The organism is Rhodococcus sp. C26F (assembly GCF_053345925.1).
The window spans coordinates 438-24,461 of record NZ_JBKFBA010000019.1; the positions used below are offsets into that span (position 1 = coordinate 438).

Below are 24,024 nucleotides of genomic sequence, written 5' to 3' on the forward strand. Positions count from 1 at the left end.
GGCCGCGCCGCGGCCGCTGTCGGCTGCGGTTGATGGCAGCGGGTGTCGACCGCCGCGGTGTAGGCAGCCGACTCTAATGGGGTGGTGGTGCTGCCCGCTGCGCTCGGCGTGGTCGGGTGTCGGTGTGGTGGTGGGTCGCGGGCCGGTGGGGGGCGGGTGGGTGCCGTGGCGACCGGCATGGCGGGCATGGCGGGACGGGGGGGTGTCTGCTGCTGGCCTCAGCGGTTGATGGCTGCTGCTGTCATCTGCTGCGGGGCGTGCCGAGCGTTGGAGGATCCGGGCCCCGCCCCTTCCGGGGGTTCTCACCAGGTGTCTGCATCGTCGTCATCTGCGGGCTGCGCCGCTCGTGGTCTCTGCGATGCGGTGGCTTTTGCGGTGGTGCCGTCCGCTGCGCTCAGCTTCGTCCCGTCACCATCCGGTGGTAGTCGCCTGCAGTGGTAGCTGCCCCGCAACCTGAGGCTCACATCGGTAGTCGACATCCGCAGCCAACACCCGGGCACCCTCACCGCAGCGCGCGGCCCCCGCCGCTGCCCCCACCGCTGTCGACAACCGCAGCCCACACCAGCAGCCACCACCAAGCCACCCCACACCGCAACCACACACCCACCGCAACCCACCAACGCCTAGCGCAGCGACCCGACCACCAGCAGCCGGCTACAGCGCAGGAGCCCTCGGCCACCCACCCCGGCCAGAACACAAGGGATGCGAGCGAGCGAGACATCCCACAGTGGACTGCATCGGGGTGGTCAACGAAGTGGCCGACTCCTGCGGTGTAGCCGGAACCCCCATCAACCACGCACGCACACCACACCGAAGACAGCGAAGCGATTCTGCGGTGTGTGTGCAGTGCTGTTGTGGGGGTTAGTCAGGGTTTTCGGCGGGGGTTGGGTGACAACGTTTTTGGTTGGTTTGGGCTGGTGGGGGCGGTTTGTGTGGGGGTGGTCGGGTTGTCGTTTGTTGACAACGTCGGCGACAACTTCGACCGAATCGTCGTGGCTACCATCGGCGGACGTGTTGTCGCTGTGAAAGGTGGGGTTGTTGGCGTCGACGATTGAGGCGTGGGAGTACGAGATGCTGACTACGCCAGAGGTACCGACGCGGTGGCGGCAGGCTCGGGCGCGGCGGCGTTTTTCGGCTGATGCGCTTCCTCCGCAGAAGCGGGGGAAGTCTGGTGGGAAGGGGCCGTCGGGGTGGCGGCGTAAGCCGGCTGATGAGGAGTTGCTGCAGTTCTTGACGCTGCACGGTGTGGTGTCGCTGCGGCAGGCTGCGCGCTGGTTTTATGGCGGCGCGATGAACACTGCGCGGTATCGGGTGCGGTTGATGGAGGAGGCGGGGCTGTTGACCCGTCATCAGGATCAGCCGTGGGCGAGCGCGGTGTTGGTTCCGACGTTGGATGGGCAGACGATCGGGTTGGAGTCGGCGGAGTTCCCGGTGTCGCATTCGACGCTGCGTGGTCACATGTCGGTGCCGTCGAATCTGCTGCACCGGTTGCTGACTGCCGAGCATGCGTTAGCGGCTCAGGCTCGGGGGCGGAGGGTTATTTCCGAGCGTCAGATCCGGATGTTGGAGGCGCGCGACGAAACGGAGTCGCACAAGTTGCTGCAGTGGATGGGCGCGAAGTACTCATCTGATGGGTACACCGCGGGTATCTCTCCGTCGACGTTGACGGTCACCGAGTCCGGGCCGGATGGGACCACGGTGGTGGGTGAGCGGAACACCTGGCTCGGGTTGCCGGTGTACACGGATTTCGATCATCGCTCTGCGCCGTACTCGCAGCAGCGATCCGGGTTGCGGTATCCGGACTTCGTTGAGGTCCTCGAGTCGGGGGAGCTCGCGGCTGTCGAGGTGGAGGTGTCGACGAAGTCGGAGTCTCGAATTCGGATGCTTGTCGATAGCTATCGGGATTCTCTTCCGAAGGCTGAGAAGTACGTCGACGCTTCTGGGGTGGAGGCACTGCGGTTGCGGCGTGGACAGTTCCGTCATTGTCGGTGGATCGTGTCGCCGGAGGTGCGGGTGCTGCTGCAGGGAAGCTCGAATTTTTTGACGGGGAAGCACGAGTTGGGTTTGCTGCAGAAGTCGATGCCGGATGTGTACGGCCCGAAGTTCGATTGGTCGAATCAGGATGATCGTCGGCCGGTGCGGGTTGTGGAGGCGATGTCGGACGATGCTGGGATTCAGTACGCGCTCGATCAGCGTGCGCTGGAGCCGCAGTACCGTTGCGACTACCGGTCGTGGTCGCGGTGGCGGTCGTTGTGGGCTGAGGAAGTGCCGGCTGAAAAGCAGTCGCTGTACCTGTTTGCGTGGTGGTTGCGCAGTGGGGACAACCACGAGCGGTGCCGGCAGCTTACGCGCCGGTGACGGTGTGATGCCGCTCTGCGCATTGTGTGCGGGGCACGTCGAGATCGTGGTGCGCGATGCTGAGGACAGCTGTTGAGGGCTTGGTTCGGGGCACCGATTCGCGGGTCGTGTTGTCTACGAAAATCCGGGTTCCGGGGGCGGGTTTCGCTGCTGAATCTGCACTGGAATCAGCGCAGTTTTCTGCCGGGAAAAGGGCTGTCGCGGGGTGTTTTCCGGGCTCATGAACGTGGTTGCGCGCGGCTCGCGGGGCATGTCGAGACACCTTGTGAGGGGCTAAACGCCGATGGTGAGGGCACGACGGAGGGGTCGAGTCAGGTCCGTGACGTCGCGGTGATGGTCCTGGTCGTCGACATCGGTGACCAGGGTTCATAGCTGTGCTGGGAAGGCCGATGTCGGTGATGTTGCTGCCGTCCGGCAGGTCGCTGACGGTCGCTGGATAGGACACTGACCGAGTGGTCGCGCAGAGCGTGCGGGTCGTGGTGTTGAGCAGATCGACCGGTGCTGTGTGGGTGTTGTCGGCGGTGGAATCGTCAGGTGGGCACCCATTGGCGATGACCTGGTTCGTGGTTCTGAAGGGCGTGGCCACTGTCTCGGCTACCAGGCCGGTGGGGCTCGTGTGCCATCTAGAGCTCCACCGCGCTGGTCCACGAAAGACCTGTCCGGGTGTTGGTTACGCAATGCAGTTTCGCGCGGCGCATCATGCGGAAGCGGGGTCCACGACACGTCCGGTAGGGCCGGAATCGACTTCTGCGCGCGTCGTGACCTCCAGGTACCAGGAGGGTCGTGCCGACTCGCAGCGGGCGTGATGTGTTGAAGAGTGCGGGAGTCGACGTTGCGGCGATCGTCCGTCACAGCGCTCCGTGTTGCGACCCTGCGTTGCGACATCAGGTGGTTATCGACGTCATCGACGGACCGTCGGGGCATTGCGGCGGGGCCTGAACTCCCTGTGTTTACAGCGGTGCCCACGGGGTGATTCACGGTGCTCTCGCAACGATCACCGGGAGGGTTCCCGCAACGACAGACCTCAGGGATGCAACGGTCGTCGTGGTTGATGCGCAATGCGAGCCGTGCATTGACGCAACGTCGACCACGTTCATGACGCAACGATCGCCCCCGACGCCGCAACACGAGATAGTCCGCCGCGCAACGCACCCGAACCTGCGAGAGTGCTCTACTGCCCGGGCGGACATTGCGAGCGCAACGTCCACCACAGCAAGTTCGACACTCCGAAGATAGCCACGGTGACACCTCGAAGCCGGCCGTGCACTTGCGAACGCAACGTCCACAGGGCTGATATGCAACGTCCTTCTGCATGCTGAGAGCACCCGGCGTGGACCCGACTTGGATCAGGAAGTGCCCACCGCAACCGTCGAACTGTGGTCGGGAGCCAACGTACGAACGTCACGCAGAAGCCACGTCACCAGATGCCGCAGAAACGCTGCGGTCCGCTGCTGCGAATACTCTGCGGGGACAAATCCGGTTCGAGTGAGATAGGCGGCGCGGTGCAGATCGACGGGAAACAGGCAGCATCTGCGGTGTTCAAACACCTCGGACCTCAAGGCCGCACACGGACCCACAAGACCGATACACCGGGACAGCTCGACTTCAGTACCGGTTCGAGCCGGGGCTGCATCATCCACGACGGCAGCGTGTTGACCGACGTCGAGGTCCGTCACATTCTGCAACGTCACCACGCCGACAACGCCAAGGGCAAGGCGCTCATGTTGTTCACGACAGCAGCACCACAGGTCCGCAAACGTGCCTTCTCGTACACCGCGATCTATCTGATCGGTCCGGGCGGCATCGTCACGCCGTGGAATCGCCGCGCCCGCATCCTCGCCCCCCTCACCCCGCAGCAGCAGACACGGCGGCGGGTGCTGTGGGGGACGGTCCTCGCGCTGGTTGCAGTAGCTCTCGTCGCCGCGGCCGTTCTTGTCGTGACGGGGGATGCCAGCGGTCTGGTCCGCTCTGTAGGCATCGCCGTTCTTGTGGTCGCAGTGCTCGCGATCATCGGGGTTGTGGGAGCCGTTCTCGATGCCACCGGTGTGCTCACCAGGCTCAAGTAATCGGTCCCGGCCCCTGCGAGGCCGTCCGAAGAGCCGACACAACCTGCTCCCCAATATCTCCAACCACCCGTTGCGGTGACGTGAAGGACACGCTGTGCGTCAGGCATCGGTTCTCTCCAAAGGGCGCCACGAAGTCTGTACGCCTCCTTGGAAAGAACCGATGCGTGACCGCTACTCGAGCCTTGCACGCATTGCCGGTCATCATCAGGCGTCGGCCGCAGCTCGCCGCTGCTGCCGGCGCCCACCTTTTCCGTCATGCCGTCGACGGCTCGGGATCCGATGAGCGCGACGACGCAGAGCAAGTTCGTGCTGCAACCTCTGCGCTGACAACTTCCCTGGACCGTGAATGCTCGTGCCGTCCGGCCGTTCGATCGTCGTTGCCATTGCCATGTAGTCCCTTCGAGATGCTCGGATTTACCAGCACACAGTAGTGCCCGCACCAGGGCTGCTGCGGCAACGGATTTTGCGTCGATACCAACGCAGACGACTTGATCGAGTGGATTCAAACCCCATTACGGGGCGGAATCATCGCCGTCTACATTCCCATTCCGCTGGTACCGACAGCTACCAAGACGATCGATCTCGGAAGGCATAAGCGTGTTTCCGCGGCGAGCAGGTGGCCGCTACTCCTCACGCCTCGGCCCGGAACTCACCAGGGTTCTCGACTGGACTCGGTGGCCTGGCGGCCATCGGGTTCGAGGAGTGGCGGCCTCCGTGCTTCATCCACGATCTATGCGTGGGTGGAGTAGATGCGGACGGCGTAGGTGTGGTGTAGCCGGCCAGCTTGACCGCTTCGCTGGCTTCAGCGGGTCTTCTCCGAGGCTGATGAGTTTGTCGACGGCGAAGGCTTCGGCGGCAGCGCGGTTGGGGTGCACTCGGCGAAGTGCCCACCGGTGGGGATGTGCTGGAAGTCGACTTCGTGTGGGGCGGACGGGTCGGGACGGGGGCGCGGCAAGGTTGGTGTTCCCTGTGCAGAAGTGCCTGGTATCGACCGTTTCTGGTCTTGATGCCTGGAATTCTTGCGGAGACGATGCGGCAGGCCGATGCTTCCCGAAGTCCGCTGTCGCGTCCCTCCATCGACCTGCCGCACTCTCACTATAGCGACTCGTAGAACATGTGTTCGATGAACACTCGTCACCGGATCGTTCAACCCGGGACGCGGAGGGTCTTGTTCAGGGCCACGTCCCCCGGTTCGTGAATGGTGTGACCGTACCGACCCGCCGGGCCGACTCCGGTGCAGGGGTGCCCGGTAACGGGTCTCGATGAGTGGCGCGCAGCCCTGATCGGATCACCTGGGCTTCACCCTGAAGTCACCCCCACCGTTCCGCGCCGAACGTGCCAGCATGGTTTCGCCCGACCAAGGCCATCCCCGCCCGAACCCGTGGAGAAAACGATGACACCCAGCGCCGACGGCACGAACAAGGGCGAGCGCGATCGCACCCGACTCGAACGCGAACTGGCTCTACTCGCCGATGTGCGCCGCCGCATCGCCGCATCCGAACCGACTCTGCGCATCCCCACCACCACAGTCGATCGGATCCTCGACGAATACCTGCAGCTGCCTCAATAGGACCCGAGCCACGGACGGTAGCGGCCCCAACAGACAGTTGCGCCCAGCCGGTCGCGGCCGCGCGGTCCAAACGAAGCCAGTGACATGGGATGGACAGGACGATGTCAGCGACAAGAGTGGGCCAGGGGATCGTCCGCGTGTTCACCGGTACCTCAGATTTCTTCTCCACGGCAGGCGATGGCACCCTCGAGACACGCACGCAAACACCCGGACTGTCGATCACATTGTGCGCACGCTCGACCTTCTGGTCATCGAATACCTCTGCTCGTCACACCTCTTGCACCTGATCGCGACCAGTTTCGCCAGGCAGGCCAGCGCCGAGCTCAACCTGTCGCCGCCACCGTCCACTGGCACGCCGCTTCACCCGAACGGGCGGCGCTAAGGTCGATTCGACCATCGATCCGACGCTGTAAACCGCCTGGGGAATACGTCGGTAACAGCCCCGAAACGAGGCCCGCATGCTCCCTTGTTGCCCGACAACGTAGTAGGGCTGACGGGCGCGCAGGCCGATTTTGAGCTGTTACCGGCGTTCGGGCGGTCACCGCGGGCGAGCCGTTCGGTCGACTTTTCGGTGCTTGCGGTGCTGTTATCGTCACCGCGCACATAGCGATCGAGTGCTCGACGAGCTGTTACCAGCTGATCAGCGCCAGGTCGGTAACAGCTCGAATCGCGCGTGACTGCAATGTTGGTTGAGGGCTCTCTGCAATGGAAACGCCCGTTGTGAACGGCAGCGATACGTTCGTGGGAACAGTCGCTGCCCCGTTCGTCGCGATGAAGAACGCAACCTCGTGGCCTTAAGGTAAAGGACGACCTGGGCGAGCGGAGGTCGTCTTCAGCGGTTGCGGATGGTCATCACAGAACCTGCGGTTCGGGGATAGCCCTTGGTTTGAGACCGCGGTTGTTTCCGACGTGATGCGCGTGGGCTGGGTGGGGACATCCCGTGAAGTTGGGCCGTCAGCCGCCTGTGTCGGGCCATTGCGTCTGCTGCGAGTTGTTGTTCCTGGACGGTCCACGGCCGGTATTTCAGAATGTTGTTCATCTTGAAGAGGAACAGTTCGATGCGCGCGATTTCTCCGCGTATCTGCTGAAGCTTTTTGCCTTTGGAGGGCTGCTTCCGGTTGTGCGACATGCTGGTACCTGCTTTCGTCGCCGTGAGCTGTTGATACCGCATTGTGTGGTCTAAGGCAATGGGCGCCGGCAACCGAGCCTGTGCACGCGGTCAGTAGCAAGTCCTGCTGTCGGATTGTGGTCGTAGGCTGAGCCCTTCGCTGGGCGCACCGTGGCCCGCTGGCAGGCTGGAGGCAAAGAGCATGAATGACGCCGAGTTCATGGAGTTGCAGAGCTTCATCATCGAGCTCAACGACACGGTTGGCCTTTCGCGGTTCGCCGACGTCATGAGCACGTTGCAACAGATTCAGGCGACGGTGTCAGCGTCTACTGTCGACGCGGAGAAGCGGTGTTGGCTCTTGTTCTTGCTGTCCTCCACGATGAACAATTTGGCTGCGGCGGCAGAGAGCATCGAAGGTCTCGAACTGGGTGTCGCGTGGGCGAGATCGCTCATCGATGACGAGGAAACGCCTGAACACGTTGCAGCAGAGGCGATGTACAACGTCGGTACCGGACAGGCATCGATCTATCACATTCGCGAGTTGGCGGACATCGGTGAAGACACCGCAGAGCTCAACCCGTCGTTTCGGCTGAAGAACATCGACGATCTTCGCACGGTTCGACGCATCCTTAGGGGGTAGCCGTAGCATCCGCCGGAAATCGGGCGGATTTGGCGTATCCGACTGGTGGGCACGGGGTTTCGAGTTCGGCATGCACTGTCGACTGGTTGGTGCTTGACTGCCGATGATGATGTTGGTCGGTGCTGGTGGAGGCTGGGGTCGTGGCGACGCGGATGTTCGCGGACGAGGAGTTGGAACGACTGCGGGGATTCCCGGAGATCAGCCGCGAGGAGCTGTTCCGGTACTTCACGCTGACGCCTGCGGATCTGGCGTTCGTGGATCCGGGCCGGGGCCGGGGCCCAGCCGAGCGGCTGGGCTTGGCGATCGCGTTGTGTACGCTGCCGTGGCTGGGATTCGTGCCGGATCGGCTGGTCACGGCTCCGCCGGTGGCGGTGGCTCGTGTCGCCGAGCAGTTGCGGTTGGATCCGGTGGTGATCGGTGCCTACGGCAGGCGAGCCAAGACCCGCACCGAGCATGTGCGCCTGGCCGCGCGGTACCTGGGATGGCGTGCGGTCGGTGCGCTCGAGTTCAAGGAGCTCGATGAGTTCCTGCTCGCGCGGGCGATGGAGCACGATTCCCCGACTCTGCTGTTCCGGCTGGCGTGTGAGTATCTGATCTCGGCGAAGGTGATCCGGCCAGGCCCGGTCACCGTGGTCGAGCGGGTCGCCCACGCCCGCCACCAGGCCCAGACCGAAACCTATGACCGGCTCGCTCACGAGTTCACTGCGGCGCGGTGCGCGGAGTTGGACGGCTTGCTTGTCACCGACGCTTCGCTGGGGATCTCGCGGTTGCGGTGGCTGTCGACCGGGCCGGTGGAGGCCTCGGCGGCCGCGGTCCGCGCCGAGGTCGACAAGCTGGGTTTCCTGCGCGGGTTGGGCGCTGATCGGCTGGATATGTCGGTGCTGCCCGCCGAGCGGCGCCGGTTTTTGGCCACGATGGGCCGGCGCCTGAGTCCGCAAGCGCTGCAACGTCGGGATCCGCAACGCCGGTATCCGATCCTGCTCACGGTGCTGGCCCAGTCCGGCACCGATGTCCTCGATGAGGTCGTGGCGTTGTTCGATCAGGCGATCTCGGTGAAATTCGGTGCTGCCGAACGGAAGATGCAGCAGCGGCTGGCCGAACGAGGGAAGACTGGAGAGGACCGTCAGGCGCTGCTGGACGATCTGTTGGAAATCGTCACCGACCCCGGCGTTCCGGATGAGGAGATCGGTGCGCTGATCCGCGGCGAGAAGATCGGGTGGGAGCGCCTGCGCGCGGCGATCGCCCAGGCCAAGCCCAGGTTGCCGCGTGATCACGGGCATCTGGCGGCGTTGGATTCCTCCTACAACTACCTGCGTCAGTTCACCCCCGCGGTGCTCGAAGCGGTGCGCTTCTGCGGCGGTACCGCCGCGACCGAGTTGCTGATCGCGGTGAACATGCTGCGCGAGTTGAACGCGACCGGGCGGCGCAAGGTCTTCGATGACGCCCCGACCGGGTTCGTGCCGATGAAGTGGCGCGGCTACCTCGACGAGGCCCGCAAATCCGGCAGCGCGACCGCGTATCGGCACTACTGGGAGTTGTGTGTGCTGCTCGGATTGCGTGACGGGTTGCGCAGCGGGGATGTGTTCGTGCCGGGCTCGCGCCGTTACGCCGACCCGGCCGCCTACCTGCTCACCACCGGGCAGTGGGAACCGCAACGCGTTGAGTTCTGCGGCCTGGTCGGGCGATCCGCCGATCCTGGCGTCGCGCTGGCCACCGTGGTCGCCGAACTGCACGACGCTCTCGGTGAGCTGGAGGAGGTGCTGGCCGGCGGGGACGGCCCGGTCCGGCTGGACGAGGGCGGGGATCTGGTGATCTCGCCGCTGAGCGCGGAAGATGTTCCCGCCGAGGCGATCACGCTCAAGGCCGAGCTGACCGAAATGCTGCCGTTCGCGCCGATCGTGTCGCTGCTGATCGAGCTGGACAAACGCACCGGCTACCTGGACTGCTTCACCCACGCCGGCGGTCAGGCCACCCGGACGCCGGAGCTCAAACGCAACCTGATCGCGGTACTGCTGGCGCACTCGACGAACCTGGGGTTGACCCGGATGGCCGAGGCGTGCGGAATCACCTACGACATCCTGGCCTGGACCGACGAGTGGTATGTGCGCGAGGAGACCCTGCGCGCGGCCAACCTGGTACTGGTCGGCTACCACCAGCGGCTGCCGCTGACCGCGGTGTTCGGCGCCGGAACACTGTCGTCGAGCGACGGGCAGCGTTTCCCGACGCGCGGTAAGTCGACCACGGCGCGGCCGTTGAGCCGCTATTTCGCCAGCGAGGGCCTGTCGACCTACACCCATGTCAGCGACACCCACGCCACCTACGGCACCAAGGTCATCGTGGCGACCAAACGCGAAGCCCACTACGTGCTCGATGAGATCCTGGGCAACGCCACCGATCTGCCGATCACCGAGCACGCCACCGACACCCACGGGGTCACCCTGGTCAACTTCGGGTTGTTCGACCTGCTCGGGATGCAGCTCTCGCCACGGATCCGGGATCTGGGGCGGATCACCCTGTACCGGCCGGGCCCGCGCGCCGAGGCCGAGGCCCGGTTCCCGCACGCGGGCCCGCTGATGACCCGCAAGGCCAACCTGGGTTTGATCGCCGAGCACTGGGACGATCTGCTGCGGTTGGCCGGATCGCTGAAGTTCGGGCACGCCACCGCGTCGCTGTTGGTCGGCAAGCTGTCGGCGTCGGGGCGGCAGAACACCCTGGCCGCGGCGCTCAAGGAGTACGGGGCGCTGCGGCGCACCATTTACGCCGCGAGATACCTCTCCGATCCGGACTACCGGCGCAAGATCTCGCGGCAGCTCAACAAGGGCGAGTCGCTGCACGCGCTGCGCCGCGACCTGCTCTATGCCCATGAGGGGATGATCCGGGCGCGCCACCTCGAGGACCAGACCGAGCAGGCCTGGTGCCTGACCTTGACGACCAACGCTGTGATCGCCTGGACCACAGAGTATTACGGGTTCGCTGTCGAGCAGATGCGCCGGACCGGGCAGCGTATCGATGACGAGGTCCTGGCCCACATCAGCCCGGCCCACAGTGCCAACATCAACTTCTTCGGCGCGATCGAGGTCGACATCGACGCCGAGCTGGCCCAGCTGGGCCCGACCGGGTACCGGCCGCTGCGGGTGCGCGACACCTTGTTCTGACCGCGCGGAACCGGGGCCCGTGGTTACGGCGTGGCGATGTCGATAGCGGTGTCTGCTGGCGTGGGTGTTCGGTGGGCGGTGAGGAAGTTGTCGACGAGCCGGGTGCAGTCGTCGTGGTCGATGCTGCGTAATCCGGTGAGACGGGCGAACACGATCGGGCCGAGGAGTTCGATGATGGCGAAGGTGGTGTCGAGCTCGCCGAGCATCGCGCGGGCCTCGGGACTGGTGAGGATCTGGTCGAACGGGTGGCGGTACTGCTCGATGACGCGCGCGCGCAGCGAGGTGACCGCGGCCGGGTCGGGGTGGTCCTCGCCGATGGAACCCATCGCCAGCCAGGCCAGGGTGGTCATCTGCACCGGAGCCTGTTCGATGAGGTCGGCCTGGCTGGCGAGCAGCGCCAGGAGCCGCTCACGCACGGGCCCGGTGCCGGTCGGTGTGTCGACCTGGGGAAGTAGTCGTTCGAAAGTCGCCGCGAGCAGCTGGGTGGTGCTGCCGAAGTGCCGGTAGAGGGTGGCGCGGGCGACCTTCGACACGCGGGTGACCGCCTCGACGGTGACCGCCTCGACACCGCCGGTGGACAGCAGATGGGTGGCCGCGTCGAGCAACCGGTTGCGTGAGCGCGCCAGTCGCGGATCGGCCTGCTCGTCGTCCGCGGCGAGCGGGTCGGTCGCCGCCGGGCCTGAGTCGGTCATGGACGCGCCTTCCTCCGAATTCGTGTCGTTGAACTCTTGATATGGGTGAACTCTATCCCACCCCCCAACCACTATGATACGAATGGTCTCGTACAGATACCGTTGGTCTTCAAAGTCGGGGAGGTGCCGGTGGCCACACCCGGAACGGACACTGTCGAGATCGCCCGCTGGACCAGGGCCCAGTGGTGGATGCTGGCGGTGTCGTGCCTGGCGGTGGCGCTGGTGGTCGCGGCGATGGCGGCGTTGTATTCGGCGTTGCCGCAGATCGCGCTTGCGACCGGGGCCACCCAAGCCCAGCTGACCTGGATCGTCGACGGCTACACGCTGGTGCTGGCGTGTCTGGTGCTGCCCGCCGGCGCCGTCGGTGACCGTTACGGGCGCCGCGTGGTGCTGGTGGTGGGGTTGGTGGTGTTCGCCGCCGCCTCGGCGCTGCCGCTGCTGCTGTCCGACCCGGCCTGGTTGATCGCGACGCGCGCGCTGGCCGGGGCAGGCGCCGCGCTGGTGATGCCCTCGACGCTGTCGATCCTCACTGCAGGGTTCGCCCCCGCTCATCGCGGCCGGGCGGTGGGGATATGGGCCGGGGTCGCCGGATCCGGGGCGATACTGGGGATTCTCGGTGCCGGGGTGCTGCTCGAACGATGGTCGTGGCTATCGGTGTTCGTAGGGTTGACCGTGGCCGGGGCGGTGCTGGCGGGGTTGGCGTGCACCATCGCCGAGTCCCGCCAGCGCGAGCATCCGCAGGTGGACTGGGTGGGCGCGGTGGCGGTGGCGGTCGCTGTCGCGGCGATCGTGTTCGCCGTGATCGAGTTCCCCGCGCGCGGCTGGGCCGACCCGCTCGTCGCCGCCGCCGCCGGGGNGGGGTCGGCGTGGCCGCGACGGCGGCCTTCGTGGTCGTCGAGCTGCGCTCGGCGGCGCCGCTGCTGGATGTGCGGTTGTTCGCCCGCCGTGGTTTCGGTGCCGGGTCGCTGTCGGTGACCATCCAGTTCCTGGTCACCTTCGGGGTATTCCTGCTGCTTGTGCAGTACCTGCAGCTGGTCTTCGGTTACGGGCCGCTGGCCTCGGCGCTGGCGTTGGCGCCGATGGTGGTGCCGCTGGTCGTGATCTCGGTGATCGCGCCGTGGCTGTCGAGCCTGGTCGGGTTACGGGTGATGACCGTGGCCGGCCTGCTCACCATCGCCGCCGGGCTGGTGCTGGTGAGCCGGCTGACACTCGCCGCGCACTACCTCGACCTGCTGTGGCCGCTGCTGATCATGAGCGCGGGCCTGGGATTGTGCACCGCGCCGGCGACCTATGCCATCGTCGCCGACACCCCCGAGGCCAAACACGGGGTCGCCGCCGCGGTCAACGACGCCGCCCGCGAGATCGGCGCCGCGATCGGGATCGCCGTGGCCGGCAGCGTGCTGGCCGCCGGCTACACCCACCGCATCCAGCCCGCCCTGCCCCAGTTGCCCGAGCCCGCCCGCGGCCCGGTCGCCGATTCCCTGGCCGCGGCGCTGCAGGTCGCCGACCAGGCCGGACCGGTGGCCGCACCGCTGGCCGAGTTCGCCAAGGCCGCGTTCGTGCACGGCAGCGGCCAGGCCGCGCTCGCCCTGGCCGCCCTCACCACCGTCGGGGCGATCGTGCTGGCAGTACTGGCCCCCGGCCGCGCACCACGCCGCCGATACATCTCGACCATTTCCCCCGCAAAACACGCTCCCTTCTCGTGAAAGACGCCCGTCATGACGGCCTATCGCACGATCATCGTCGACACCGACGGATCCGACCGCTCCTACCGTGTGGTCGACCACGCCGCCGAACTCGCCCACGCCACCCACGCCCGGCTCCTGATCATCTGCGCCCGCCACCCCATCGACGCACGTGAGCTCGGGGCGGACCTCGACCGGCTCGGACCCGACGCCTACCAGCTACGCGGCACCACTCCCACCGAGGCCATCCTGCGGACCGCCCACCAGCACGCCCTCACCCACAACACACCCCCACACACCGATAACACCCCCTGACCTGTTCCGTAACCGGATCGGCCACCGGAACACCACGCAGAGCCAACGTCGGCCCAGCTCACCGGTGTTCCGTAGAGGTGTTCCGCTGACTGTGCCGGTCAGCCCCCGCTATCTGGAACACTTTCGGCATGGGTGAGCCGTTCCGCGTCGGATACTGCCGCTGCTCCACCGACGAACAAGACGTCGAGATCCAAACCGAGCAGCTATTGGCGCTCGGAGTGCCGCGTGAGCGGATCTTCATCGACAAAGGGTTCTCCGGGACCACCCGCAAGAACCGGGCCGGGCTCGACAACGCACTCGCCGCCGTCACCTCCGCCGCGGCGGCCATCGACGGGCGACAGGTAGTGCTGACCACGCCGAAGTTCGACCGATTCGCACGCAACATGGCCGAAGCAGGCCAGACCCTGACCGAACTGCGCGAGCGCGAGGTGCTGTTCGGACTCGGGAGCTCGATCTACGACTGGAACGACCCGTTCGGCAAGCTCTTCCTGCAAACCTTGGCCATGGTCGCCGAATTCGAGGCCAACCTCAACCACCTACGCACCCGCGAGGGCATGGCCAAGGCCCGCGCGAAAGGCAGGCTCAAGGGCAAGCAGCCGAAACTTCCTCTCACGGCACGGAAAACAATCCACCGCCGCTACCACGACCCCGCCGACGACGCGAGCCTGGCGGACCTGGCCGAGGAATACAGCGTCGGCCGCTCCACCATCCACCGCATCGTCAGCAGTGCTGCACCACGAGCCTGAGAATTCACCAGCCTGTCGTCAGGATCCCGCTACTTTGCACTTCCTGACAACCTTGGGTTGCGGGCCCTTACGTCCCACACGAGTTCTGGCCCGAATCGGATCGTCGGCGAGCTGGGCGGATACGCCGCGCCCGCCAGGAGCCGGTGGCGAGACAGACGATCGTTTCGACCCAACAGGCCGAGCGGATCACCGACCGGGCACTACGCCATATCCGCCCGATTTTCGGCAAATGCTACGGCTACCCCCTTAGGGCGGCCGGCCACGAGGAGTACGCAAGCGCAGAACAGCGGAGCCGGGCACTGTGCAACCTCGGCAATACCCTGGACGATTCCGGTAGATGGGTCGAGGCATACACGGCGTATTCCGATTCGTTGAAGTTGGATCCTTCCAACGGCAACGCGGCCGGGAACGCAGCTGAGCTGCTGCGGCGCAGGCTCGAGCACGGACGAGACGAACTGGGGCACATCGCTGCGGCCTACGACCGATACCTGCAGATCGCGAAAACCTTGAGTGCTCGCACCGCTGAAATCGCAGGCGCGCAGGTGGCTCAACGCTGGGATTCGTTGGAGCCGGTCGGCGGGCAGGGGCACTTCCGTCATGTCGGTGACGAACTGGACCCGTACCACCAGTGGATCGTTGAGCATCGCCTGGCGTTGACGGCAACGGTAGAGGGATTGGGGGGAGGTGGTGACCGCTGGGACAGCGCCGGGCTTGAGGGCGTGGTGCCGTCAACGCCAGGCGAGTCCGTTCCTCCGATCTTCGCTGCTATGAACGTGCTGAAAGCCGAGTATCTGGTGGCGAGGAGAATGGCCTACCGGGGACAACTGATGGTGAACGAAGCCGGGGTCTCGCAGCATCCGGATGATTCAGGGCTGTACACCGATACCCTCGACGGTGGCATCTACGGTGAGGGGCCTGCGCTGCTGTTGCTTGCCCAACGCTCTGCACTTGACGTACTGGACAAGATCGCGGTTGCCGCGAATGAGCACTTTGAGGTGGGCATCGACCCGGGCAAAGTGTCCTTCGCCGGGTTTTGGCAAGACAAGAAGTCGCATGCGGTGCGGCCCAGCTTGTCTGACGGGGATCCCGGATACCTGCATGTTCTTGCGTTGGCCGAGCTCGCTGCCGATCTGTTCGACGACGGCATGTATCCCAACGCTCGGCTGCTGCGGAATGCCGGCACTCACCGGATCGTGCACGCGACCTCTGGTTATCCGACCGGGCCGACGAGGGAAACCTTCAGCACAGTCGATCTGGATGAGCTTATCCAGGCTTCCGTGGAGGCGTTGTGGGTGTGCAGAGCGGCCTTTCTGTACTTCGTCGATCTCCTGGAGAGCCAACTCCCTGACGTCGACTCGGCGGACCAGGTGTGGACGCTCCCTAACCAGAAGTGATCCTGCGCGTCTGTCTGCTGCTGGTGCGCCGCCGATAGTGCGGTTGTGGGGCGAGGTCACGCGGATTGAGTTTTCGTGCGGAGGGCTTCGACCTGGGCGACACGGTGCATCGCGCTTGCCCAGTCGCAGCTGCCGTCGGCGAGGGTGGGGAACTGCCCGTACGTGTGGCGGACCGACAGCGCGGGCTTAGCTGAAGCCGGTGCGCTGCGCCACGTGACTTCCGCGCACCACCAGGCCCAGACCAGGGACTCATGTCGATACCGGGTACGGCGGCGCTCCAGCACCCCGTCAACACCTAAGAACGTCGCCACACCGCGGTAGATGCGTTCGAGGTCGATGGCTTGGCCGTGACGGACGAGGCGGTGCGTCTCCAGCACTCGGATCGCGGTGTCGAGATGCCTTCGCGACAGCCCTGTTGCGGCCTGCAGCCCTTCTGAACGGAGGGTGGGGGAGTGGCACATCCACCAGTGCACGATTGCCGTGGTAGGTCCGAGGCTCGAGTGTTGCCAGACATCACGATTCAGGTGGGAGAGGTAGTTGCGAGCTCGATCGAGAGCATGTTCCGGGAGGGCTTCTGGGGGGTGGGAAACCTTGTGTCCACGTACATGTACTGCAGGTATGCAGAGACGGTATGCGGCGGCTTTTGTGCCGGCGTGTTGGCGTGTGCGGATGAGCCAACCGGTGTCCATGAGTTCCCGCACGGTGTTGGCGAGTACGGATTTGGTGGTGCCGGCCGCGATGGCCCAGCGGCGGACGTCGAGTTCGAAGTCGTCGACGGTATCGGCGCGGTACATCAGGTCAGCGATTGCGGCCAGTGCTGCCCAGCGGCGGAACGCTTGTGGGGAGCCGCGAAAGAATGGGTGTTGCTCGGCTGCGGTGAGGGCCGCGCGGACGTGTTGGCGTGCGTGGCTGGTGGGTGTGTCTTCAGGGGGCGGGGGTGCAGCGGCGGCTGCGGTGAGGGCGCGGTGCCATTGTCGGGCTGTGTGCTCTTTCGGGTCTGGGCGGGGAGCGCGGTGTCCGTTGGAGGTAGGTGCACTGCGCAGGTGTTCGAGGCCTGGCAATCGGGTGACGGTCGCGGCGCGGGTGATGTCTTCGAGTGACCAGTGTGCGTGGGCGGCCGACAGCATGATGGACCAGGCGATACGGGATGTGTCGGCGTAGGGCGCGGGGTTGGCCTGTGCGAGGCGCTGAATGTGTTCTGGCAGTGGCCTGGTGGCGCCTGGGATCATGCCGAGTTGATGATCGATTACCCTAAGTTGTTTCGTCACAGTGACGTTTCTAGGGTTGGTGCGTCCATCGTTTTCCGTCGAACCTGTTGCGGGTCTGGCCCAGTCGAGGAGGGCGTCGACAGCGCTGGGGTCTGCGCCTTCGCTGGCCCACTCGAGCGCGCGTGCTGCTGGCCGGCCCGCTGTCCGTAGCGCCTGAGAGTGGCCACCGAACCGATGAGGGGAGCCCGGAGCGCGGACACAGCCCGAGGTCGAGTTCCGTAGCGGTGTGGCGTCGAACACTTTCCCGTAGCGGGTAGTGAGAGCGTTAGCGAGCCTTCGGACTTGGAGAGACTCAACAGGGGAAGTCAGCCGGATCCACAGGTGTCGACCATTGCGGCCGCCCGATGCGCACAGCAGATGAGGGACGTCGAGCTGGTGCAGTTTACGGCTGACCTGTTCTGCTGCTCGGCGGGCAGCGCCAGTCGGTGTACCGGGGCGATCGTCGAAATCGAGTCCGAGCAGGTGGAATCGGCCGCTGCGGTCCGTGAGATAGAGCGCCCATGGTGTATTCGGCGGCTCGTCGGGAATCCGCTTGGGGGTATACCGGTGGTCTCGGTGGAAATCGACACGGATGGTGGCGCGCGGAGACCAGCCCCGGACGATCCTGAAGATCTCGTCGGAGGTGAGTGTGGAGTTGTCGGATGCAGACAAACTGTCCGATCCGTCGGAATTCGACAGGGTGGATGGGGCCGACACGGCAGCGTCAGTGGACGCAACCGCGGGCGTGCTTGTACCCTGGAGCTCACTGGTCAAGTGAGTCCTTCCAGTGGAGGGGCACCCCAGTCGGGTCGCCGAGCGCCAACTCGGTCCGACACCTAATTTCAGATCACATGAGACCCCGGTTCCTGGCAGAGCGGGGTCTCATGTATTTCCGGGGAGGTGCGGTGTTCCAGCGTGTAGCTGGTGAACGCGACCTCGGCGGTGCCCCTGGATGAAGTTGTTCAGGCGCCGTACTCGGCGCGGCAACTAGATCGCCAGTGACAGCACCCCCTGTTCTTCACGGTTACGGGTCGTCGCGACCTGCTTGCCGAGCATCGTGGTGGCGAGCGAGGGGTCGAGTGCGAGGGCGTACATGTCGGAAAGGGCCGAGTCGAACGTCGTGTTCTCGACGCCCCGTAGGCCGATGGCCAGCAATGCGGAGAACACGAGGAGCATCGGGATTTTCCCGTCGGGGGAGATCCCGTCGCGGAGTTCTTCGATGCGTTCAACGACCGGTGTGGGTGCCCGTCCGATGAGGTTGACGATGCTGTCTTTGGTGTTGGAGGGGTTGAACTGGACTTGGCCGTCCCCGGTGGTGCGGGTCAGCGGCATCAGTTCATCCATGGCGGCATCCAACTCCGCGCTGTGGCGTACGCCGAGCAGGAGGAGAGTGCCGACTACGTCGCCGAGGGGGGTGTTGGTGTCCTCGGCAATAGCTTTGATCGACGTGATGGTCTGCGCGGGAACTCGGGTAGCGACGAATCGCCGATCGCCTTTGGATCGTCGTCCAAGGCGCCGACCGTTCCTGCTGCATGCAGCAGCCATGGCAAGCCCCCAAATGTGGTTCATGCATCTCCGATGGTGGTGACTGTACAACATCGCCACCGCTTTCCGATAAGGATAGGGGTGCCCTGATCTTGGAGCGGCAGCGACACGCCCTTATCTGAAAAAGGTTGCGCGTCGCTCCTGCGCGCCGTCGAGGTACCTCGAACCCTGCTGCGACCCCCTCTTCCCCCGAACACCCCGTGCGATGATCCCCACCATCGGAGAAAAGGCCACTACCAGGAGGTCCGGCCACGCATGGGGTCAAGAACCGACGCGGAACAGCATGACACACGAAATCCCTCGAGCACCGTCAACACCATCGGTCTCGCAGCCGTGTCCGCTGTCGTCGTCCTCGCCGCACTACCCGGCGTCGCCGCAGCAGCGATCTTCTCGATCCTCGCCTACGAGCTCCGCCGCGTCCGCGTCCGCATCTGGGCCACCTGGGCAGCAGCCACCGCAGTCCTCGGCATCGCAGCCGCCGGCTTCTCACCGATCACGTGGCTGTACTGGTCCACGTCCTTCGCCACCCGCACCTGGCTCTCCACAGTCGCCGAATCATTCCCCGCCGATAGCAGCGGACTACGCGGCTGGATGCGCACCCACTCCGACGCAAGCATCCTCGAAGTCGTGGGGACCCAACTCGGATTCGGCATCCCGGTCGGCTTCACTGTCACCATCGTCGTGATTGTTGCGTTCCGCGCGCGCCCACGCGCACTTCGCGGCCGCATCGAGGGCCCCGAGCACTCCAATATGCGACCCGTCGGCTTCCTCGACCGTCGACGACGCGCCATCGAACGCCAGAAAATCGCCGACGGCTACTACACGGGAGCCTGAACATGTTGAGTAACCGCCGCACCGAACCCACCATCGCACTAGGGGTGGGGCATTACGGCCACCCCGTGCTGACACCATCCAAGTCGTTCAAGAAGGCCGCGCTGATAGTCGGATCATCTCGTTCCGGCAAGACACGCCTCGCGACCTCCCTCGTCGACCAGCAGGTCCACGTGGAAGGGGGAGGCAACCTCACCATCGACATCAAAGGCGACGACGCGCTGGTCAAGTCCAAAGCTCGACTGGCAGAACGCGAAGGACGCTCGTTCCTGCACTTCGCTCTCGCACCGAAGAACGGCGGGGGATACGAGCAACCTCATCCCTACGCTCCTCCCGTACCCGCCCGATACGACCCGCTCAGCCGAGGAAACGGCAAGTCCAAAACGGAGATGCTTCTCAAATCGGTTCCGCGAGACGGTGACGCAGCCGCATACCTTCGAGCGGCACAGGAGATCACTGAGCTTGCATGGAACATCGCCGCGTTGACCGGATACGACCGCACCGTCGGCGCAGATGGCCGCACGCGGATCTCAGCGCTGGAAACGCTGATGAACATGCTCTCCGTGGTCGGCGACGGGGGCGGTGAACTCGAACGTCAAGCCGCTGCCCTGAACGTGGGCACCGTTCGCACCTACTACCCGCACCTGTCCGATGACGAAGCGGGCAAGCGAATCGCGACACTGCGCGCCCGGGTGCAAGCCGTGATGGGCGAACTGAAGAAGGGAAGCACCATCACCGCACAGGCTGCTTCCAATACCCGACAACTGGTCTCGACATACGTCAACTCCTCTGCACTGTTTCCCGGCACGTTCGGAACCGGCCGCAGCCCCGCGGGGCAGATCGACCTGATCCGAGCGATCCTTCGCGGAGAAATCGTGGTCATCAGTCTGCCGGCGCAGGATTATCCCGACTTCGCCGCCATGATCTACACGATGATCCTGCTTGATCTTCAAAATGCGGTCGCAACCCTGCGAGCCCGCAAACTCGCCGTCTCCCAATACCTCGCGCTCGACACCGGGGTCGCGGACAGCACCCCCTGGCCACCGTTCATCGTCCAGATCGAAGAGCTGGGCAGTGCGGTGAACTCCGCCTCCGCCGAAGCGCTCATCAATCTCCTCAACAAGTCCGCCGATATGGGCATCCGTGTCGTGGCCTCCACGCAGGCGCTTGCCGACGTGCGGCAGGTCGACGACGGAAAAGGCGTGTGGTTGGACCGGCTCCTCGCCCAGGTTGATCACTTGTTCGCCCTGCAGCTCAACACCGAAGCCGACGACGAGATCGTCTGTGGCTTCTCCGGCAAGGTCACCAAGCAGTTCGCCACGAACGAGACTGCCGTGTCGAACAACCGCCTGCGAATCTTCACCGGCGCATCGGAATCGAAGATGGTGCGTGGTTCCGAGCAACAGGACACCCGTATCCCTTTCGGAACCACACAAGCACTCGACCGCGATTCGTGGGAAATGGTGTACGTGACGAAGGCACCGAAACTGACCGCTGTGCACACCACGGCCCCTGAAGGGCCGAACAACTGGTACGAAATCATCGAGATGGTCCCGGTATTCGAACCGGAGCTCGGCTACAACCCGTTTGCCGGCGACCCGGAGCTGATCGACGCCACCCGCGAAGCAGCTCGCACCACCGCTATCGCCCTCAACGAGGAACTCGCCAAGCGCAGCTCGAAGCTTTTCGAGATCGTCGACGGGGTCACCGAAAAGGCCGACATCGAGCCCGTCTCCGCCGTCACCGCTGTATCCAGCGAGGACAGCACCGCGTTCGATGCGTTCGACGATGCCGCTGGTCCAGAAGGCGACCACTTCACGCACGTTGATCGAAGTGCCGAAGACGATTTCGACAGAGAGCCTGCGGCGGCCGAACCCAGCGTCTGGGACCGATTGTAGAAGCGCCCGTGTCCTTCTCACCGCTCCGCGCGGATACCACCGGCCCGCAAAACGCTTCAGTCTGAGTCATCACGACGAAGCCGGACCACCGGAACGGGCTGTCCTACGCTGACGTCCATCGGAGAACGAATCGCCTGGCGCGCACACCAGTCAATGTGCGTACCAGCGCAATCCTGATGAACGGCGGAAGGGACGCATGTGTCGAAGGACGCTGAGCTGATCGACCGGGCCGCGGTTGTCCTACCGGACGGATTCCGGCCGGCCCGCACCGACAAACGCATCCCGGTGCGACGCATCTACGCTCGATTCAATCCTGCTCGAGACTCGGTCCAGCCCCATCTGCACGCTCTTCTCGGCTTGTCTCCTGATCCCGAGCCGCAGCCGGATCCAGTCCCCGCCTACGAGCAGCCACCGGCGACGCCCGTTCCCGATCCCGCTGACGACGGCTCCGACTGGTACGACATCGACGGCGAGCGAATCTACCGGTGGGTCCTCCAAACCGAAGACAGCCACTTCATCGCATCCGACGCCGCCGGCAGCGAACTGCGCGACGAGAACGGTCAGCGTATCTACGTCGACGAAGATGGACGTGCCATCGCTGCGCCCGAACTTCACGTTGACAACGCGGCCAGCACGGCTGCCGACTACCCGACCACCAGCACACCGACCCGCAAGAAATCCCTGTTCAGCAGAACCAAGGCCCTCGTCAGCTCCGACAGTGACGCCAACTCGAGCTCTGCGCAACTCTTCGACGGCAACGGTGTTCCCATCGAAGACTTCGACATCGGCAAGGTCGGTAAGCAACCGACCGTCGGCCGCCACAACCGTGGGCGACGCGCCCTCGCCATCGGGGTGACAGCCTTGGCTGCCTGCTCGGCCGCAGGCCTGATCACCGGAGTGGTGTTGGGTCGCTCATCGGTACCGGCCGAAGGAGCAATTTCTGCAGAGGAAGCCGCCGCCTACCGTTTGACGACCTTCCCGGTCAACGCTGCGGTGGGGTTCGCGCAGCAGTACCTCGATGTATGCCTCACCCACGGTGACGACGAGTCCGTCAAACGTCGCGAACAGTTGCTCCAGGCTATGGGGACACCCGGAGCAGCGGAAAGCTGCGGATGGACTTCCGGTGGACTGCAACAAGAACCGTCCATGATCGTCTGGGACGGCACCGTCAGCCCGATCACCGAGTTCCCCGAAGGGGACGCCGCGTATCTGGGGTTCACCGTGTCGGTGTCCGACGGTCAGTACCTGAGCATGTCTGTTCCGGTGTGGGTGCGCTCCAGCAAGGTCAGCAACGACATGCGGATCGTCGGAGACATCGGGGTCACCGCACCGATGCGCTTGGACAACCCGCCCCCGGCCGAACCGAACCTCGACGAGGATCCGAATCTCGCAGCGCAGACGAAGGACTCTTTGATCCGACCCTTCCTCGCGGCCTGGGGTGCCTCCGATAGCGGTCAGCTCAACCTTGTCCTTGCGGACTCAGCGGTCGCGCGCGCCAAGACCGGACTCGGTGGCATGGTCACGAACCCGAAGATCGACCAGATCACCGTCCGGTCCCCCCGCGCGACCTCCACCCCCGCAAACCAACCCGTCTCCTACGAGGACGGCAACGTGGCTGTGGCAGAGGTGCGAGTGACCTGGGACGTACCGTCATCGGAGTCCACCCAGACCACCGGATATCGCGTCGAGATCGTCCGGCACTCCGGTAAGTGGCTCGTCGTCGACGTCCGCGCAGGCCTCGTTGACCGCGGAGGCGCCGCCAGTAGCGGATCCGGCCTTGGATCGGCGAACGATTTGGTCCCAGGAGCAGCGTCGACTCGCGGTAACGGCGAATAGCTAACCATCCCATTCCGGCACCGACGCCGGGCCCAACCGAAAGGGAACCTCCATGCTCATCCTCACTGCGACGGATCTGCTTGCTCAATCCGGAACGAGCGGCATCCAGTCGATCATCAACAACTTCACGACCGAAATCCGAGTTCTCGGTGTCGCCGTCATGGTCATGATGATGGTCGTCATCGGCGTCATGATCGCCATCGCTTCCGGCAAGGAAGGCGGTTGGCGGTCGAGTATCCAGAAGCTCATCGGCGTCCTCGCCGCGGGACTGGTCATCGGCGGTGGCCCCGTGTTGGCCACCTACATGGTCGACACCGGAGAGCAAGTCACCGGCGCGAACAGCAACAACAGCGTTGTCCAGTTCGAATGACCGCACCCAGACCTCATAGCTGACGGGAGCGCCATGCCTGTTGAAGGCCGCTACGCAATGGACCGCACGCGAGTGATGAACCACCGCAACAAGATGTGGCGGCTCGGTAAGGACTTTTCCCTGGTCGCTATCGGGGGCGTCGACGCGCAGCTAGCTGGCGTTGCCGGCGCGGTCACAGCACTCAGCATGGTGGTGCTATACCCGCTCGGAGGAATCCTCGACAAGCGGGCCGTAGTCCTGCCTGTGGGCGGGCTACTCGTATTCGCAGTTTCCTACTTCGTGGCCCAACTTCGCTTCGGCAGCGACGAGTCACCCTTGCAGTGGATGCGACTGCAATGGGCGCAACGGTTCAAGAACCCCGACCTGCTCGCAGGCGGCGGCGCCAACAAGAACCCCGGTGATCTGCATTGGGTCGCGATCGTATGGCGTCCCGAATGGGCCAAGATCGACCTCCGCCGCACAGTGAAAGCGCCGATCTATGACCCCCAGCCCACCAGGCGGGAGTCGTTCGTTCCGAAGAAGAAGCCACCGCGCATCACCTACGACCAACTACTCGACGCATAAACCA

18 protein-coding genes and 2 pseudogenes are annotated in these 24,024 nt (G+C 64.9%); 15 read left to right on the forward strand and 5 right to left on the reverse strand.

Going from position 1 to position 24,024, the window contains the following annotated elements:
• Window positions 1–188: pseudogene (locus ACLBYD_RS18450) on the reverse strand (hypothetical protein); the annotation flags it as partial.
• Window positions 189–884: 696 nt separating this feature from the next.
• On the opposite strand from ACLBYD_RS18450, the gene ACLBYD_RS18455 reads away from it, so the two are divergent.
• The 4 genes from ACLBYD_RS18455 (at window position 885) to ACLBYD_RS18470 (ending at window position 5,994) form a co-directional block, all read left to right on the forward strand.
• Complete coding sequence (locus ACLBYD_RS18455; RefSeq protein ID WP_254584749.1) at window positions 885–1,055, forward strand: hypothetical protein; 171 nt, start codon at window positions 885–887, stop codon at window positions 1,053–1,055.
• A gap of 175 nt (window positions 1,056–1,230) precedes the next feature.
• Window positions 1,231–2,358, forward strand: coding sequence for a hypothetical protein (locus ACLBYD_RS18460; RefSeq protein WP_237211487.1), 1,128 nt, complete (start codon window positions 1,231–1,233; stop codon window positions 2,356–2,358).
• 1,649 nt (window positions 2,359–4,007) lie between these two features.
• The gene (locus ACLBYD_RS18465; RefSeq protein WP_447817575.1) at window positions 4,008–4,424 is read left to right on the forward strand and encodes a hypothetical protein; all 417 of its coding nucleotides are present in this window, start codon (window positions 4,008–4,010) and stop codon (window positions 4,422–4,424) included.
• 1,393 nt (window positions 4,425–5,817) lie between these two features.
• Window positions 5,818–5,994, forward strand: a complete 177-nt coding sequence (locus tag ACLBYD_RS18470) for a hypothetical protein (RefSeq protein WP_237211489.1) — start codon at window positions 5,818–5,820, stop codon at window positions 5,992–5,994.
• An 832-nt stretch (window positions 5,995–6,826) separates the two neighbouring features.
• Here ACLBYD_RS18470 and ACLBYD_RS18475 read toward each other — a convergent pair.
• Window positions 6,827–7,123: a hypothetical protein gene (locus ACLBYD_RS18475; protein WP_237211490.1), complete on the reverse strand. Its 297-nt coding sequence runs from the start codon at window positions 7,121–7,123 to the stop codon at window positions 6,827–6,829.
• Between the two features lie 181 nt (window positions 7,124–7,304).
• Between ACLBYD_RS18475 and ACLBYD_RS18480 the strand changes: the two genes are divergently transcribed.
• Window positions 7,305–7,742 carry a hypothetical protein gene (locus ACLBYD_RS18480; protein WP_237211491.1) on the forward strand — a complete coding sequence of 146 codons (438 nt, stop codon included), beginning with the start codon at window positions 7,305–7,307 and terminating at the stop codon, window positions 7,740–7,742.
• A 140-nt stretch (window positions 7,743–7,882) separates the two neighbouring features.
• Entirely contained in the window at window positions 7,883–10,897 is a 3,015-nt protein-coding gene (locus ACLBYD_RS18485) for a Tn3 family transposase (protein WP_039583599.1), read from the forward strand.
• A gap of 23 nt (window positions 10,898–10,920) precedes the next feature.
• On the opposite strand, the gene ACLBYD_RS18490 is transcribed toward ACLBYD_RS18485, so the two are convergent.
• On the reverse strand, window positions 10,921–11,589 hold the full coding sequence (locus tag ACLBYD_RS18490) for a TetR/AcrR family transcriptional regulator (RefSeq protein WP_039583585.1): 669 nt from the start codon (window positions 11,587–11,589) through the stop codon (window positions 10,921–10,923).
• A gap of 189 nt (window positions 11,590–11,778) precedes the next feature.
• Between ACLBYD_RS18490 and ACLBYD_RS18495 the strand changes: the two are divergent.
• From ACLBYD_RS18495 to ACLBYD_RS18510, 4 genes and pseudogenes are all read left to right on the forward strand, one after another.
• A pseudogene (locus ACLBYD_RS18495) lies at window positions 11,779–13,295 on the forward strand (MFS transporter).
• A 12-nt stretch (window positions 13,296–13,307) separates the two neighbouring features.
• The gene (locus ACLBYD_RS18500) at window positions 13,308–13,589 is read left to right on the forward strand and encodes a universal stress protein (protein ID WP_225623914.1); all 282 of its coding nucleotides are present in this window, start codon (window positions 13,308–13,310) and stop codon (window positions 13,587–13,589) included.
• Between the two features lie 128 nt (window positions 13,590–13,717).
• Window positions 13,718–14,335 carry a recombinase family protein gene (locus ACLBYD_RS18505; protein WP_006553200.1) on the forward strand — a complete coding sequence of 206 codons (618 nt, stop codon included), beginning with the start codon at window positions 13,718–13,720 and terminating at the stop codon, window positions 14,333–14,335.
• A gap of 143 nt (window positions 14,336–14,478) precedes the next feature.
• Entirely contained in the window at window positions 14,479–15,729 is a 1,251-nt protein-coding gene (locus ACLBYD_RS18510) for an LA2681 family HEPN domain-containing protein (protein ID WP_237211492.1), read from the forward strand.
• Window positions 15,730–15,785: 56 nt separating this feature from the next.
• Here the strand turns inward: ACLBYD_RS18510 and ACLBYD_RS18515 are convergent, their stop codons facing one another.
• A complete protein-coding gene (locus tag ACLBYD_RS18515) occupies window positions 15,786–17,750 on the reverse strand; it encodes a hypothetical protein (protein WP_237211493.1) in 1,965 nt (654 codons plus the stop codon).
• Window positions 17,751–17,963: 213 nt separating this feature from the next.
• Window positions 17,964–18,320 (reverse strand): hypothetical protein, encoded by a 357-nt coding sequence (locus tag ACLBYD_RS18520; RefSeq protein ID WP_447817576.1) that lies wholly within the window; start codon window positions 18,318–18,320, stop codon window positions 17,964–17,966.
• A 456-nt stretch (window positions 18,321–18,776) separates the two neighbouring features.
• On the opposite strand from ACLBYD_RS18520, the gene ACLBYD_RS18525 reads away from it, so the two are divergent.
• From ACLBYD_RS18525 to ACLBYD_RS18545, 5 genes are all read left to right on the forward strand, one after another.
• Window positions 18,777–19,355, forward strand: a complete 579-nt coding sequence (locus ACLBYD_RS18525; RefSeq protein ID WP_447817577.1) for a hypothetical protein — start codon at window positions 18,777–18,779, stop codon at window positions 19,353–19,355.
• A gap of 170 nt (window positions 19,356–19,525) precedes the next feature.
• Window positions 19,526–21,250 carry a hypothetical protein gene (locus ACLBYD_RS18530; protein ID WP_447817578.1) on the forward strand — a complete coding sequence of 575 codons (1,725 nt, stop codon included), beginning with the start codon at window positions 19,526–19,528 and terminating at the stop codon, window positions 21,248–21,250.
• Window positions 21,251–21,448: 198 nt separating this feature from the next.
• The gene (locus ACLBYD_RS18535) at window positions 21,449–23,086 is read left to right on the forward strand and encodes a hypothetical protein (RefSeq protein WP_447817579.1); all 1,638 of its coding nucleotides are present in this window, start codon (window positions 21,449–21,451) and stop codon (window positions 23,084–23,086) included.
• A gap of 52 nt (window positions 23,087–23,138) precedes the next feature.
• Window positions 23,139–23,456, forward strand: a complete 318-nt coding sequence (locus ACLBYD_RS18540; RefSeq protein ID WP_071936665.1) for a hypothetical protein — start codon at window positions 23,139–23,141, stop codon at window positions 23,454–23,456.
• A 33-nt stretch (window positions 23,457–23,489) separates the two neighbouring features.
• Entirely contained in the window at window positions 23,490–24,020 is a 531-nt protein-coding gene (locus tag ACLBYD_RS18545; protein ID WP_254584741.1) for a hypothetical protein, read from the forward strand.
• The last annotated feature ends 4 nt before the right edge of the window (window positions 24,021–24,024 follow it).